The organism is Sphingobium sp. GW821-FHT02B05 (assembly GCF_059421905.1).
The window spans coordinates 79,629-95,165 of sequence record NZ_JBWKVW010000005.1 but is presented as its reverse complement, the minus strand read 5'-3'; the positions used below and the strand labels follow the sequence as shown (position 1 = coordinate 95,165).

The 15,537-nt window shown below is 60.9% G+C and carries 12 protein-coding genes; 5 read left to right on the top strand and 7 right to left on the bottom strand.

The annotated features are described in order from the left end of the window. Positions 1–15 precede the first annotated feature (15 nt). The 3 genes from AC07UX_RS15805 to AC07UX_RS15795 all read right to left on the bottom strand — a co-directional run bounded on the left by AC07UX_RS15805 (position 16) and on the right by AC07UX_RS15795 (position 4,154). Complete coding sequence (locus AC07UX_RS15805; protein WP_495192946.1) at positions 16–1,044, bottom strand: FecR family protein; 1,029 nt, start codon at positions 1,042–1,044, stop codon at positions 16–18. Positions 1,045–1,062: 18 nt separating this feature from the next. After that, the gene (locus AC07UX_RS15800; protein WP_495192945.1) at positions 1,063–1,605 is read right to left on the bottom strand and encodes an RNA polymerase sigma factor; all 543 of its coding nucleotides are present in this window, start codon (positions 1,603–1,605) and stop codon (positions 1,063–1,065) included. Between the two features lie 71 nt (positions 1,606–1,676). Beyond that, positions 1,677–4,154, bottom strand: a complete 2,478-nt coding sequence (locus tag AC07UX_RS15795; RefSeq protein WP_495192944.1) for a TonB-dependent receptor — start codon at positions 4,152–4,154, stop codon at positions 1,677–1,679. Between the two features lie 247 nt (positions 4,155–4,401). Here AC07UX_RS15795 and AC07UX_RS15790 point away from each other — a divergent pair, with 247 nt between their 5' ends. The 3 genes from AC07UX_RS15790 (at position 4,402) to AC07UX_RS15780 (ending at position 9,881) form a co-directional block, all read left to right on the top strand. Then, a complete protein-coding gene (locus AC07UX_RS15790) occupies positions 4,402–5,802 on the top strand; it encodes an amidohydrolase family protein (protein ID WP_495192943.1) in 1,401 nt (466 codons plus the stop codon). Positions 5,803–5,903: 101 nt separating this feature from the next. After that, on the top strand, positions 5,904–7,325 hold the full coding sequence (locus tag AC07UX_RS15785; protein WP_495193017.1) for an amidohydrolase: 1,422 nt from the start codon (positions 5,904–5,906) through the stop codon (positions 7,323–7,325). 102 nt (positions 7,326–7,427) lie between these two features. Next, complete coding sequence (locus AC07UX_RS15780; RefSeq protein ID WP_495192942.1) at positions 7,428–9,881, top strand: TonB-dependent receptor plug domain-containing protein; 2,454 nt, start codon at positions 7,428–7,430, stop codon at positions 9,879–9,881. A gap of 359 nt (positions 9,882–10,240) precedes the next feature. On the opposite strand, the gene AC07UX_RS15775 is transcribed toward AC07UX_RS15780, so the two are convergent. Further along, entirely contained in the window at positions 10,241–10,672 is a 432-nt protein-coding gene (locus tag AC07UX_RS15775) for an Rrf2 family transcriptional regulator (RefSeq protein ID WP_495192916.1), read from the bottom strand. Between the two features lie 87 nt (positions 10,673–10,759). On the opposite strand from AC07UX_RS15775, the gene AC07UX_RS15770 reads away from it, so the two are divergent. Continuing rightward, complete coding sequence (locus tag AC07UX_RS15770) at positions 10,760–11,539, top strand: class I SAM-dependent methyltransferase (protein ID WP_495192915.1); 780 nt, start codon at positions 10,760–10,762, stop codon at positions 11,537–11,539. A gap of 324 nt (positions 11,540–11,863) precedes the next feature. Here AC07UX_RS15770 and AC07UX_RS15765 read toward each other — a convergent pair whose 3' ends face one another. From AC07UX_RS15765 to AC07UX_RS15755, 3 genes are read right to left on the bottom strand one after another with little or no spacing between them, the layout of a single operon-like run. Further along, positions 11,864–12,064, bottom strand: a complete 201-nt coding sequence (locus tag AC07UX_RS15765; RefSeq protein ID WP_495192941.1) for a DUF5818 domain-containing protein — start codon at positions 12,062–12,064, stop codon at positions 11,864–11,866. Position 12,065: 1 nt separating this feature from the next. Further along, positions 12,066–12,371, bottom strand: coding sequence for a hypothetical protein (locus AC07UX_RS15760; protein WP_495192940.1), 306 nt, complete (start codon positions 12,369–12,371; stop codon positions 12,066–12,068). Further along, positions 12,368–12,967 carry a MarR family winged helix-turn-helix transcriptional regulator gene (locus AC07UX_RS15755; protein ID WP_495192939.1) on the bottom strand — a complete coding sequence of 200 codons (600 nt, stop codon included), beginning with the start codon at positions 12,965–12,967 and terminating at the stop codon, positions 12,368–12,370. The genes AC07UX_RS15760 and AC07UX_RS15755 overlap by 4 nt, the downstream gene beginning before the upstream one ends. 345 nt (positions 12,968–13,312) lie before the next feature. Here AC07UX_RS15755 and AC07UX_RS15750 point away from each other — a divergent pair, with 345 nt between their 5' ends. Beyond that, positions 13,313–15,529, top strand: coding sequence for a TonB-dependent receptor (locus AC07UX_RS15750; RefSeq protein WP_495192938.1), 2,217 nt, complete (start codon positions 13,313–13,315; stop codon positions 15,527–15,529). Positions 15,530–15,537 lie beyond the last annotated feature (8 nt).

The following is a 15,537-nucleotide window of genomic DNA, read 5'->3' as shown; positions in this document are numbered from 1 at the left end:
GTTCCTCAGTAGTGGTCAGCCGCAGCGCGTTCTTTCCGGCTCGCCCGATGCCTGCGCCATCAGCGCTCCTGAGGACTGACGGTCGATGCGGACCAGCCCCTGCTGCGCCAATGCGGTAGCAAAAGCGCTAATGTCGCCGCGACGGAATACGCCGCTGATCGAAATATTGGCGGCAGCTGGCGCGACGACGAGCGTCGTGCGCGAATAGCGGTTCATTTCCGCCGCGACATCCGAAAGGCAGCGCGCGGTGAAAATAATTCGCCCCTGCGTCCAAAGCGTTTCGCGTTGGGTATCGACCTGCACCAGTGTCACTTTGCTGGCAGTCTGGGTCAGCTTCATGCCCGCTGGCACCATTGTCGCGCCGCTGCCATCCGGTCCCTTGCGCGCGGTTTCGACCCGGACAAGCCCTTCAGTCGTGACAACATCCGCGCGCGCGGTCCCCAGATGCACGTCGAACGCAGTGCCGACCGCAATTGCCGTCAAATCCCCGACGGTCACGGCAAAGGGCCGGTTTGCATCCTTGCGCACTTCAAAAAAGGCATGGCCGCGCAACAAATGGATACTGCGCCGGTCCCGCGCCATGGCGACAGTCATCGCACTGCCCGAATCCAGCATGACGCGCGACCCGTCCGCCAACAGGACATGTTTGCGCACATCCCGTTCCCCAACCTCGACCTGCATTGGCGTTCCCGGACCGACTGCCGCGATGGTGCCGGTGGGCGAGGGGCGCTGGACGATCAGAACAGCCGTCGCCCCCACGAGCGCCATCACACTTGCCGCGATGGCAAGCGGCATCCAGCGGCGGCGCGTCACCGGCGCTTTGTCGGCCTGGGCGATCTGTTCCAGCCGATCGGCAACCGCCGGGTCCGCGCGCAATGCGCCACTTACGCCCCAGGCGGCGGCAATCGCGTCCCAAGCAGCCCGATGACGGGCATCGCGCGCACACCATAATTGTGCATCGCGATGGTCCGCTTCGGTAGCCGTTTCCGACTGCAACCGAGCGAACAGCGCCGCTGCTGTTTCCATGGATTCCTGCATGGGCATGGCGGTCAGGCTCCCCGATCAGCCGCCGAGGCGCAGCGCGATGTGCAGCAACGCCTTGGCCACATGTTTTTCCACCGCACTGACCGATATACCCATGCGCCGGGCGATTTCCCCATAGGGCAATTCCTCAAAACGTTGCATCAGGAACGCATCGCGCGTGCGTTCGGGCAATTCTTGCAAGGCAGCGGCGGCACAGGCGACATCCTCCTTTCCCATCAAGACGCGCTCTGGCGAACGTTCCTCAACAGGATGTTCGATCTCGGTGAGTTCCTGATGCGCGCTGACGTGGCGCACCTTGTCGCGGCGGGCGTTGTCGGTGATGGCATTAGACGCAGCGCGGAACAGGTAGCCTTCGATATTTTCGATCGCTCCGCCCTGACGACGGGCATGCAGGCGCAGCATCACATCCTGCACCAGATCATCGACCTGCGCCGGATTGACGCCGTTACGTGCAATATAGGCCTTGAGCGCGGGAATATAGCGCCTCAGGTCGAGTGAAAATTCCAGCGTCGCCTTTTCCTGCGCGCTTGCCATATCGGCCCCCAAAATCATCTCCGTCATCCGAAGAACATGTCCGGTCCTGACCAAGTGATACGAACGGCACGCGCAATGCCGCCACGGGCGCCGCCATTTTACCAGCGGCGCGACAGGCCCAAGCTGATTGTGCGCGGGCCGTAGGAATAGCTTTGCCCAACGCCATAGCCGTTCGTCTGCGCCCGCAAGACGGCCTGCGCATTGAACAGGTTGCGGATCGACAAAGTGAGCGAGGAGCAGCCCAGCCCCATTGTCGCGCCCAGCCCGAACAGGTGGAAAGACGGCGTCGACAGGAAATCGGGGTCTGCGCGGTTGAATGTCGACCAGTAGCCCGACTGATGTTGCCATTCGCCTTCAAGCGCGAGCGTTCGTCCGGGCGCTAAGTCGAAACGATAGCTGACAGTGCCGCGCAGACGATAGCGGGGGACGAAGGGGATGGCATCCCCGCGATCCAGCCGCCCCACCAGCGCGCGGGCGGGCGACGACGCCCCGTTCAGACGGCTGCGGATCAGGCTGCCTTCCAGCCGGGTAATCAGGCCGCGCACCGGCTGGGTCGCCAGTTCAAATTCTAGCCCGCCGATCGCGGTGTTGCCGATATTGACGAGATAGGCGTGGGAGCGGTTTTCCGACAGGGCGCGATATTGCATGTCGGTCCAGTCGTTGAGATAGCCGGTGGCCGACAGTTGGAATGCGGGGCCGAAATCCAGCTTGCCCCCGATTTCATAGCCCCACAGGCGATCGGGGCCAAAGGTGAGCCAGTCGGACGGAATGACCGATGCGGTATTGACGCCGCCGGGGCGGAAACTGCGCGCGACCTGCCCGTGGATCTGGAACCAAGGCGTGGCGGGAATATCGATGTGCAGCTTGGCATGAAGGCCGCTGGAAACTACGCGCATCAATGGCCATGACTGGACCGAACCACTGGCTGGGTTGGGGACCAGCACATCGTTGCGCGCGGCGATGTCATGCTGTTCGTAGCGCAGGCCGAATGCGGCCAGCGCGCCATTTGCGCTGCGGTGGGACAGGGTTGCAAACAGCGCGGCCTGTGCGCGGTCGGATTCGATCGCGCGCAGTCCCAGATAATTGCCTGCCGATTCGGGCAGATCCGCGCTGGACAGCGAACTGCGCAGATGTTCGGCGCGATAATCGCCGAACAGTCCAATACGCCAGCGCAGGCCGGGTGCGCTGCCATTGTCCAACCGCACTTCCTGCGTTGCGCGCGAAATGGTGATGGGCACATGCAGCATGGTGGGGACGAAGCCCATCACATGATCGGAAAAATCCTGCCTCTGCGACGTGTCGCAGTCCCCTGTCCCCAACGCAAAATAGCGCGCGCACCCGGCCGGGTCGCTGGCCTGCAATTGCGTGGCGTAGCTGCGGTCGAACCGGCGGTCGAGCCTCCATCGATACCAGGCGCTGATGCTGGTCAACCGCACCGCGCCAAGTGCCCATTCCATCTTGACGCGGCCCAGCCAGAAATCATGGGTGGTAGGGGCGATGAAGTAGCGCGCGGTGTTATAGTCGCCCAGCGAGCGGGTCCAGTCGGGCTGGTCGTCGATCCGCCGGTGCTGCCACAGGGCAAGGACCGACAGGTCGAACGCATGGTTTGGGCGATAGCGGACTGACAGGCGCATCCCGGCCATATCCTCCCCATTCACATTGTCGTCGCCGGTGCGGATATTGTCGACATAGCCACCGACACGGCGACCATAGGCAGTCAGCCGCACCGCCAGATCCTCCGTTATGGGCAGGTTGATGGCCCCGGCGAGCTGATACCCCATCGCACCGCCATGCATCGCGCTGACCGACAGCGACGTGAACCCCTCTGGCGCGCCAAGCCGCGCCTGGGCGGGCCTGATCTCGACTTCCCCGGCCAGCGCGCCGACGCCATGCTGCGTTCCCTGCGGCGATCGGGAAATTTCGACTTGGTCTATATCGATCAGCGCCAGGTCAGACGTCGTGCGCCCGGAATCGCTGGTCGTGCCGACGGGTCCGGAAATCGGGACATCGGCGAAATAGATCACCGTCGTTGCATCCCCCGCCACTCCGACGCCGCGGAGGATGATGCCCTGCTGCCCTGCCCCCACCGGCTGCGCGCCCATGCCCAGCGTCGTCTGGGCGACATCGGCGACGTCGCGCGCCTGCGGATTGCGTCGGGTGTCGCCGACAAAGCGGACAGGATCGTCCAGGGTGACGCCGGTCACGACCAGATCGGGCCGCTGGGGTTCGGGCGGGGGCGGTGCAGGCGTCGCGGGGGGAAGCGCCGGGCGCCTTTTACGTGCATCGACCAGGATCAGGATCACCCCATCGGCGCTTTCGCGAAAAACCAGGCCCGTGCCCTGCAACAGCCGCTGCAACGCCCGCGCCACCGTCATCTGACCTGACAGGCGGGGCACTTTGCGCGCAGTAAGCGCCGACGGTGCGAACAGCATTTGTCGCCCGCTCTGGATCGCCAATGCCTGAATCGCGTCATCGAGCGGCTGGGCCGCGATGTCGAACGTGACGTGCGGCGATGACCGGGCAAGGGCAGGCGCGACGACCAGCGAGGTGCATAGCTGCGCGACAACGATACGCATGGTTGTCGCGCGCCGTCGATGCGTGGTTTTACAACACTGGCCATTCGTAGATTTCGGCATCAATCCAGCCCGCCCGCGATCGACGACAATGGGGATTGCGCGCGCATCGACATCCCCGTCGCTGGGGATAACGAGCGAGCGTGAATATTTCCGCCCTCCGTGATGGGGATTCCCCCAAAGGCTGCGTCATCAGAAATAGAGGCCTGTGGCAAGGCCGCCCCTATTCCATTGTCCGGAGACATGCCCGATGAGAATCCCGCGCACGCCTTTCCTTCCCCTGCTTGCGCTGATCGTCGCATTCCCGGCCATAGGACAGGAATTCCATGATCGCCGCACCGTGCAATTCCCGGCGCAGGTGACGGCCAACAATCCCCAGCGCGCACCTGCGATGCCGCGCCAGCAGGGCTTCAATGGCACGCTGGTCCTGACCGGCGGGCGGATATTCGATTCGGTCAAGGCCAGCGCCTATCCCGGATCGCTGGTGATCCAGCAGAACCGCATCGTCGCCGTGCTGGGCGGGGGCGAGCGGAGTTGGCCTGCCGATGCAACGGTGATCGACGTGGCGGGCAAAACGGTGATGCCGGGCATGATCGACATGCATGTCCATTCCGCCTATCCGGTGCCCGAAACCCCCAGCGACGAACAAGCAAGCGAAGGCAATGCCGCGCTGCGTTCGGTTCGCAATCTGCAGATATTACTGGAAAACGGGATCACGTCGGCGCGCGACAATGGCGGACCGCTGGGTGCGCCCTATATTGTGAGCGAATGGTTTGAAAATGACATGGGACCAGGGCCGCGCCTGTTTGCGGCAGGTCATATCATCACTGGGACCGGTGGCCATGCCGCCGATCGTCCGCTGACCCCCATTCATTCGGCCGCTTATACGCGTGAGGCGGACGGGGCCGAGGACTGGGTGAAGGCAGTTCGTGAAACCTACAAGCTCGGTGCCAGCCATATCAAGGTCGCCAGCCATTTTGCGCCTGAAGAGATCAAGGCCGGTGTGGCAGAAGCCCACCGGCTGGGCCTCAAAGTTACCTGCGACTGCGAAACCATCTATACCCAGATGGCAGTCGAGGCAGGCGTGGATTCGATCGAACACCCCTTGCCCCGCACCGACGCGACGATCAAGCTGATGGCGCAAAAGGGCGTCGCGGCTATCCCGACCATGCAGGTTTATCAGAATATCTTCGATTCACGTGGTGTCTATGCCGGGACAGCGTCGCGCCGATTTTCGATGGATGCCCAGCATAATTGGGACATCCTCAAGAAAATGATCGCCGCAGGCGTTACCATCGGGGTCGGCACCGACACGATCGGCGCGTCCTTCTACCAGTCGCCCAACATGTACATCGCTGATCTCAAATTCCTGCAACAGGCAGGCTACAGCCCGGCCAAGGCGTTGATGGCGGCTACCCGCGTCAACGCGCAAATCCTGGACATGGGCGACAAACTGGGCACGCTGGAAGTCGGCAAGCTGGCCGATGTCATCGTTGTCGACGGGCAGCCGGACCAGAATCTGGACGACCTGACCAAGGTGGAGATGGTCCTGCGTAACGGCAATATCGTGGTGAAGGATGGCCGGATCTACATGCCGCGCCACGTCCCCGTGCCGCTGGCCAAGCCTTCGCCGCCCCAAACGCTGAAATAAGGCGGTCTCAACCGACCAATCCAGAGATTCGATAGCCAGAAGGGCCAGTCGTGACGAACCGCTATTTTCCATTCTCCCGCTTTTGCGGGCTGGCCCTTGCCATGTCGGCCACAGCCCCTGCCAGCGCCGCCCTGCCCGACGCAGACAAGGCGCAGGTGATCGCCAATGTCGACAGGGAAGCCACCAATATCGGCCGCACGGCGCGCAGTATCTGGGGTTTTGCGGAGCTTGGCTTTCATGAAACGAAAAGCTCTCGCCTGTTACAGGACAGGCTGAAAGCCGCAGGGTTCGCCATAGAGGCCGGGGTCGCGGGCATGCCTACCGCTTTTGTCGCCCGCTATCGCAATGGCACTGGTCCGGTCATCGCCATCCTGGCCGAATTTGATGCCTTGCCCGGCCTGTCGCAGGAAGCGGTGCCTGAACGCGCGCCGATCGCCGGACAGGCGGCGGGGCATGCGTGCGGCCATCACCTGTTTGGCGCAGCGTCGGCGGCCGCCGCGATCGAGGCGAGCCGGTGGATGAAGGCGCACAACATCACCGGCGAAATTCGCGTCTATGGCGCTCCGGCGGAAGAAGGCGGATCGGGCAAGGCCTATTTGGTGCGCGCTGGCCTGTTCAACGATGTCGACGCGACGCTGCACTGGCATGCAGGGGATCGCAATACGGCGGTTCAGCGGATCAGCCAGGCCAATATCAGTGGCAAGTTCCGCTTCCGGGGCAGCGGCGCACATGCGGCGGCCAATCCGCAGGACGGCCGGTCGGCGCTCGATGGTGTCGAGATGCTGGACTATGCGGTCAACATGATGCGCGAACATGTGCCGGACACGACCCGCATCCATTATGTCATCACCAAAGGCGGGGACGCGCCCAATGTCGTCCCTGACTTTGCCGAAGTCTATTATTATGTCCGCCATAATGACGATCAGGTCGTGCGCGAAGTGATGGAACGGGTGAAGAAGGCGGCGGAAGGTGCGGCGCTGGCCACGGGCACCAAGGTCGAGTTCGAACAGACCGGGGGGGTCTATGCCCTGATGCCCAATGACGCCGTCGGCCATGTGATCGACGGCAATCTACGTCGGGTCGGCGGGGTGGCATGGAACCGTCAAGAACAGGCCTTTGCCGAAAAACTCTATGCCACCTTCCCAAATCCGCAGGCGAAACTGGGGTCGCAGACGGTGATCGATCCCTATGCGTCGGGCGTAAAGGGCAATGGATCGAGCGATGTCGGCGATGTCAGCTGGGTCACGCCCACGGCGGGTATGCGCGCGGCGACATGGGCACCCGGCACATCGTCGCACAGTTGGCAGGCAGTGGCGTTCGGCGGCATGAGCATCGGCGACAAGGGCGCGGTCGTCGCGGCCAAGACGCTGGCGCTCAGCGCGCTCGACCTGCTGACCAGCCCGGACGTGGTGGCTGCCGCAAAAGCGGAACTGATCCGCAGACGGCCCGCCAAATTCCAATATGTTCCGATGATTGGGGACCGGGCGCCCGCGCTGGATTACCGCGCATCGGCCAGCGAATAGCCCACTAAATTACGCTTCGATGCGCGGGCGGCCATGAAAACACAATAGCGCATGACGGGGAGAGGTTCTCTTCTTGAGAAACAGGCAGATAGGGGAACAAACATGTTGCGCAAGACAGATTTACTAGGGGGAACGGCTGGGCTTTTGCTGGCCATGGCCGCCATGCCAGCCGTCGCGCAGGATGCGCCGAAGCAGGCCGATGACGAAGTCGAAACGCTGGTAGTGACCGGCACGCGCGCGGAGCCCCGCACGGTCGCCGAAAGCGCCGCGCCAATCGACGTGGTCAGCGCCGACACGCTGACCCGCATGGGCGGCGGGATGCAGATGCGCGATGCGCTGAGCCAGCTCGTTCCTTCCTTCCAGTCGCAGACGATCGGCTCGTCATCATGGGACAGCCTGGCCCGTCCCGCCGGCCTGCGCGGCCTGGGCGGCGCGCATGTGCTGGTGCTGGTCGATGGCAAGCGCCGTCACAACAGCGCACTGCTGAACCTAGCCACCGGCAATGTGTCGAACGGCAGCAACCCGGTTGACCTCGATCTCATCCCCAATGGCGCGATCGAACGGATCGAAGTGTTGCGCGATGGCGCGGCTGCGCAATATGGGTCGGATGCGATCGCCGGTGTCCTCAACATTATCCTGAAGGACGAGGATTCAGCGGGCGAACTGAACCTCAATGCGGGGCAACGCTATGGGTCCGATGGCGAAACCTATTCGTTCGATCTGTCCAAGGGGTTCAAGATCGGCGACGCAGGCTATCTGACCCTGACGGTTGCGGGCCGCGACCAGGACCCCAGCATCCGCAGTCAGGCGGCGACCGGCAATTTCTACTTCCTGGTCAACGGCCAGCCCAGCCCGCGCGAAGCATCGGTCGACAAGGCTGCCGTTTACAAGGGCGGCTTGCCCCGTAACAAGAGCCTGACCGCAGTGGTCAAGACCGGCTATGATTTCGACGATTTTGAAGTCTATGCTTCGGGCACGTTCGGTACGCGCAAGGCACGCATCGGCCAGGCGTTCCGTCGTCCCAACAGCAACCAGAATGTGCTGGCGATCTATCCAGATGGGTTCACCCCTTATTATACTCTGGCCGAAACCGACTTTCAGTGGCTGGCCGGGATCAAGGGGCAGAGCAGCGGCTGGAACTGGGATCTGTCGACCACCTTCGGGCGTAATTTCGACAAGCATGGATCGATCAACACGCTCAATGCCTCGCTTGGTCCCAGCAGCCCGACCCGCTTTAGGACGTTCGATTCCTCGTTCAAGCAGTGGACAACCAATTTCGACATTTCGCGCGAAGTCGAGCTTGGCCTTTCCAATCCGGTGACGCTGGCCTTCGGGCTGGAACATCGGTGGGAGAATTTTTCCACCGTGGTCAAGGATGCCGCAGCCTATGCCAATGGCGGCTATATCTATCCGTCCAACTATGGCGGACAGGTGGGCCAGGCCGCGTCCGTTGGCGCACAGGGGGCAATCACGCTTCAGCCGAGCGATGCGACCGATCTGTCCCGCAACAGCTTTGCCGCCTATGTCGATGTGTCAGCGGACCTGGCCGACGACTGGTTCGTGGATGTCGCAGGCCGTTTTGAACATTATGACGACAGTGCAGGCGACGTGTTCAGCGGCAAGCTGTCCACCCGCTATGAAATTGTCGAGGGCGTCGCGCTGCGCGGCACCATCAGCAACGGTTTTCGTGCGCCATCGCTGTCGCAACAGGGCTTTGCGCAGACCTCTACCCAGATCTTTGCCATCAACGGCGCGCTGATCCCGATCGATTCTAAAACTGTTCAGGTGGATTCGGCGGTCGGTCGGGCGCTGGGCGCGAAACCGCTGAAGCCGGAAAAATCGACGAACTTCAGCGCCGGCATCGCCCTGACCCCGATCAGGGGCCTTACAGTGACGGCCGATGCCTATCGCATCGAATTGCGTGACCGGGTGATGCTTACCAGCTTCCTGTCGGGCACCGGCGTGGACGCGATCCTGCGGGCCAATGGCTTTCAGTCTTATTATGTCCGCTACTTCACCAACGCGATCGATACCGATACGCAGGGGATCGACGTCGTGGCGTCCTATAATCAGCGCCTGCCCGGCGAACTGGGATCGCTGCGCGTGTCGGCTGCCTATAATTATAACAAGACCAAGATAGTGGGCATCGCGGCCAATCCGGCCGAGCTGGCGGGCCTCAACCTAACCCTGTTCGACCGTCAGGCGCAGGGTGCCGTCGCGGGCAATTATCCGCGCAGCAAGCTGGTGCTGAGCAGCGACTGGCAGATGGGTGATTTCAGCGCCAATTTGCGCACGACCCGCTATGGCAAGTTTCGCAGCGTGCAAAACAATGCCGCGCAGGACCAGCATTTCGGCGCGGAATGGGTGACGGACCTCGACATCGGATATAAGCTAACCAAAAGCACCTCAATCGGCATCGGCGCGAACAATTTGTTTAATGTCTATCCTGACAAAAGCACATTGGCCAACACTACCGGTTCTGCACCCTATGCTAACAATTCGCCGTTCGGCTTTTATGGCGGCTATTATTATGGCCGCCTAACCGTTCGTTTCTGACAAGCAGAGACGGGGAGCATCTGGCGCGTTCCCCGTCTCATCGAGCGTCGTACTGCACGGCGTGGCGTAGGGCGCTGAAAGCCTGCGCCTCTTGCTCAACGACGGCCCTCTTGGAAATGTTGCGCGATCCAGCGTTCACTGATCGCGGCGGTGCCTGAAAGGGCGTATCGGCGGCGCGCCGCAGGTAATGAAAATTTACCCATTCATGCGCACCTGAAGCATGCTGTCGAATAAGAAATCGGTGGGCGCGAGGTGATGGCGAGAATCGGCCATTCCTGTGCGGGACTGAAGGGCTGAATCTGGTCTCCTGCTGTTAATATTATGTAGCCAAAGGGGCAGGCCTCCATTTGTGCGCGACGCTAATCAGCCTGAAGGCAATGAACTTCGAAACCTCGCGCCAACTCAGCGAGGCTGACAGCCCCCAGCCGCGCGACCAGTAGCGCTTCAGCGTCTCGGAGCGCATCCTCGATCGCAGCGTTGACGGTCTTTTCGACCGCGCAGTCCGGATTGCTATGCTCGCTACCGATTGCGAATATGCGGGGACCGCCTACTGCTTGGTGGACATCGAGCAACGAAACCGTTTCCAGATCCGCAGCAATCGCCCAGCCGCCGCCATGCCCCTTCTCGGACCTGACATATCCCGCATCACGCAGACCCGCCATCGTGCGGCGGACGACGACGGGGTTCGTTCCGAGCATCCGCGCGATGGCCTCGGAGGTCATCGGGCCATCATGGTGTGCCATGTGAAGCAGCACATGGAGCATTCTCGAAAGGCGGCTGTCATTACGCACGCCATGATCTTTCCCGGAGGTGGAGGGATTGGCAAGCGCATCTTATCAAGATACTTATGATGTTACATGATTTGTGGAGCGTTCGCCATGCCGGAGTTTGAGAACCCAGACCATTGGGACACCGCCGCTCAGCATTATGAAAAGACGGCGCACCCCTTCACAATGCGCTATGCCGAGGCAGCGCTAGCGCGCGTTCCCCTGACACCAGACAGCCGCGTCCTTGATGTCGCGGCCGGTACCGGCGCGCTGGCGCTGACGGCAGCACGAAGCGGTGCGCAGGTGCTCGCAACCGACTTCTCGCCCGGTATGGTGGCGCACATTGCGGCGGCCAACATGCCAAATGTGGAAACGCGGGTGATGGATGGACAGGCCCTGGCGCTGGACGACGGCAGTTTCGATGCGGTATTCTCGATCTTTGGCGTCATCATGTTTCCCGACTGGTGCAAGGGCTTGGCCGAAATGGCAAGGGTAACGCGCATCGGCGGGATAGGCGTTGTTGCGACATGGCAGGACCGGGGCGCCGCAACCTTTCTGCTGCTTGGCCAGATCCGTCGCAAGCTGTTTCCTGATCGTGAGGGCATGACCATGCCGGACGCAGTCAGGGCGCTGAGCGACCCGGCAGATCTCGCGCGTGAGCTGGTCCATGCAGGATACCATGATCCAAGGATCGAAGAGGTCACCTACGAATATCCGCTGGATGTGACCTTGCTTGTGGAGCCCGATACCCTGTTCGGCATGTCGCCCGACTGGACCAGTCTGAGCGATGCAGAGAAAGACGCGGTCATCGCCGAAGTGCGCGCTATGGCTGGCGATCGCGCGGTCCTTCCTATCCCTTCGACCGCGCTTATCGCAGTGACCCGGCGGTGAACCAGAACTTTGTCTGCTGAGGGCTTGTTGACAATGTTCTGCCTAGAAGCGGGAATGGCGAGTTTCGGCAAGATCAGCCGGCCAGGCGGGCCGGGAACGGCTCGAGTTGATCGCGATCTGCCGCGATACCGGACCTTCCGTACCTCAAGATCAGGATTTGAATCTTGAGCGGCCGCAAGGGGTCGACATGGGTAGGCAGCATTTGGTCGGCAGCCCGGGATGTCATAAGAAGAGGTTGTCGTCTGCGATGAACGACGGCTTCCATTTTTTGCCGTTCGTCGTCATTCCTAGAGTTATTGGAGCGGTATGTAGACGGGCCTCGCTTCACGCAGGCTCAATGCCTTTTATATCCAGAACATCGAAATCAGCCCGTTTACCAAATACACGGACGCGTTGGCCGATCAAGTGTCGGTAGCGGCAGGACGGATCCAGACGCCATTGCCCGCCTCCTTCTGTTCTAAGGACCGGATAGACACCGACTTCGAGCAAGATGCCCACCTCCTCACAGTCCGCCCCGCGCGGCATCTTACTTCCGCCTGGAGGGGAAGGGCGAATTTTCAGCCGGATCGAAAATCTGATTTAGATAGGCCGCGATCCTGATTCCGGCCCGCTCCAGCCTTTCATCCAGTTCGCTGCGAATTTGATAGGCATAGTCCCACGATAAATTGGTCTCGGTGGGATAGATCGTCTTGCGCAGCGCGATGCTTTCACGAATCCAGACTGATGGGCCCGCCACGCCAAGCGCCCGCATAAATGGAATGAGCCCTCCTAACTGCCGCTGATCTGGCAACACCGTCGATCTCAACGCTGGATTTTCAACACTATCGATCATTCACTTTCAATCCACTCGCCTTCAGTACCTTTGGTCAAAGCTTGGACGTTCGTATCCAATCTGGCCAGTAGGTTAAAAAGCTGATCAGCCTCGGCTTTAGAAAATCCGTCGAGCAGATTCGCTGAAAAGGCCATCCTGACTTCGGCGATCTTGTCGTGTGCCAAGACGCCTTTGGGCGTCAGCGCCAGGATCTGCTTACGCTTGTCCGCCTTAGGTGTCTTGCCAGTCAACATGCCTGCGTCGAGAAGGCGTTTTACAGCACGCGCGGTTGTGCCGGTGTCCATGGCGGCATGTGCTGCAATCTCCGCACTGGTCATCTGGCCGAAGGAAGCGAGGATCATCAATACGCGCCATTCGCGTGTTCGGGGCGTGAAGCCATCCAAGTCCGGAATGGATCGGGCCACGGAGATGCCGGCCCACAAGCGATGTACGATATAAGGCAGGAAGTGGGTCAGGTCGATCGGCGTCTGCGTCCTGCTTCCGAACGCCGTCCTTTCATCAAGACTGTCGCGCACGCTCGATATCCCTGCCCAATTTTCCAATTCCATCTGATGGCAGGCGGTTCTCCCGGTATCAAGCCGAACTTTAAGCTGCATTTGCAACGTTATCGCTGCTATTGCAGTGAAATCAATTTTGTGCCAGATTTGGGTTCGAGGTCACAAATTGGCCTAGCAAGGAAGGTCCGGCACGATTCGAAGACCGCTCGTACAGGGCGTGAAAGCGGATCGGGTTGTGGCCATTCGACAGCACAGTTGCTTCACGGCTCGCTGAACGGAGCGAGGGGTGGGGCGGGTGGGCTTGGCCTAAAATAACTAAATACAAAATCGATTGGGGAGGATAGAATGATTAAGGGCGGCCTCAAATATTTGGCAGCGGCAAGCGTCTGCGCCATAATTTGTAGCACACAGGCATTTGCACAGATTGACGCGTCCGGCACGGGCGTGAGTACGTCCGACATCGTCGTCACCGCGCAGAAGCGCAATGAGAGCGCGCAGGATGTGCCGATCTCGCTGACCGCGCTGTCGGGCGACACGTTGGCGAAATCTGGCGTTGCGTCGGTCGTGGACATCCCGCGCGTGGCACCGAGTTTCTATATCTATCGCGGTCCCCAGGCCGCCAACACGCAATTGTCGATCCGGGGAATCGGTTCATCCGGCAATTCGGCGCTCGAGCCTAGTGTGGGCGCCTTTGTCGATGGCATCTATGTGCCGCGCCCCGGGCCGCTGCTCGCGGGCCTGAATGATATCGCTAGCGTGGAAGTGCTGCGCGGACCGCAGGGGACATTGTTCGGCCGCAATGCGTCCGTTGGTGCCATTAGTTTCCATACGACGGAACCCAAGGACGATTTCGGCGGCAGTGTGTCGGCGGAATATGGCAATTTTGACCGTCTCCGCCTGAACGGCATCGTCAATGCGCCGCTTTCCGAAGGCGTGGCCGCGCGTATTTCCGCAGCCTATGATCGCTATGACGGATATGGCCGTAACGACATGACCGGCAATCGCTTCGGCAGCAATCGCACCCTCTCGCTGCGCGGCGCATTGCGTGCGGACATCGCACCTAATCTGCGCTGGCTGTTGCGTGGTGACTATCAGCAGCAGCGCGGCGATGGTCTAGCTGTCAATTCCGTTCTTGCCTCCAGCGTCACGCCTGCTGCAGCAGCTAACTGGAACACGCGCCTCAACGGGCTCGTGCCCAAGCTGACTGATACCTACAGCTATCGCCTTCGTCAGGTCACTGGTGGAGATCTGCAAGACGATCAGTGGGGTGTGTCGAGCGACCTTGGCCTAGACATCGGTGACTATTCCCTGCGCCTGCTGAGCGGCTATCGCAAATGGGACGACAAACAGTATGAGGACGACGCATCGCGCACCGCCGCCAATCTCTATGGCGTAGCATCGCACTACCGCAGCAAGTCTTTCTCCCATGAACTGCAGATCGTGTCGCCAAAGGATCTGCTGAACGATCATCTGAGCTTCGTGGCAGGGCTTTATTATTATCGTGAAAATTATCTGATCGGCCAGCGCAACGACCTCAATCCGAATTTCTGCGATGTGTTCATCGCGCGTGCGCGTCCGGCGCTACTTGCCGCGTGCAGGAGCGGCCCGCAGGTCAGCGCCACGAACAACGTTTTCGAGCAAGTGACGAAAAGCTATGCCGCTTACGGCCAGGCGACGCTGAAATTGAGCGACATGTGGGACGTGACCGGTGGTCTGCGTTACAGTCATGATGACAAGGATGGCGACGTGACGGCGCGGCTGCTGAACAGCGCTGCGGCCGGCCTGTCCGTGAACGATACAGCGAGGGATCTACGTTTTAAGAAAGGTCGCGTTACTTATCGACTGAACACGACATTCCGGCCCACGCGAGACGTTATGCTCTTCGCTACCCTGTCAACAGGGTTCAAGTCGGGCGGGTTCGACGCGAATTTCGTGACCGTATTGGGTCAGAACCGGGTTTTCGCGCCCGAAACAACGACTAACTACGAACTGGGCATCAAGTCCGAGTTTCTTGATCACAAGGTGACGGCCAATGCCTCCCTGTTCCGCATGGATGTCAAAGACTTCCAGCTGCGCAGCTACAATGGCGCAGGCTTCAGCGTCCAGAATGCTGGATCAATAAGGCAGCAGGGCGTGGAATTCGAGCTGTCCTATCGCCCTGTCCGTGATTTGACCTTGGCGCTGAACGGCACCCGGCTCGATTCGGAATTCACCGATTTTCGTAACGCGCCAGGCCTGCCCGCCTTCGGTGGGGTGCAGGATCTGACCGGCGCGCGCGCGCCCTATTCGCCAAAATGGCAAGGGTCAATGTCGGCCGATTATCGCACGGACGTGGGCGGCGATTTTGCGATCGGCTTCAATACGCGCCTGTCTTTTCTGAGCGACATCAATGTTGGAGCGGGTGGCGACAATAATCCCCAGGGTATCCAGCCGGGCTACGCCCTGCTCGGTGGGCGACTGACGCTCTACGGGCCGGATGATCGCTTTGAATTTGCGCTGGCCGGCGACAATCTGACGGGCAAGGGCTATTGCTCCGTCATCTACCCGCAGCCTCAGGGCGGTGCCTTCGGTTTGGCCGACCCGGTAGGTGGTGGCACCGTACAGCGCTGTGCGCTGGGCGAACCTCGCACTATCCGGGCTTCCGCCAAATGGCGATTTTAAAATAGTTA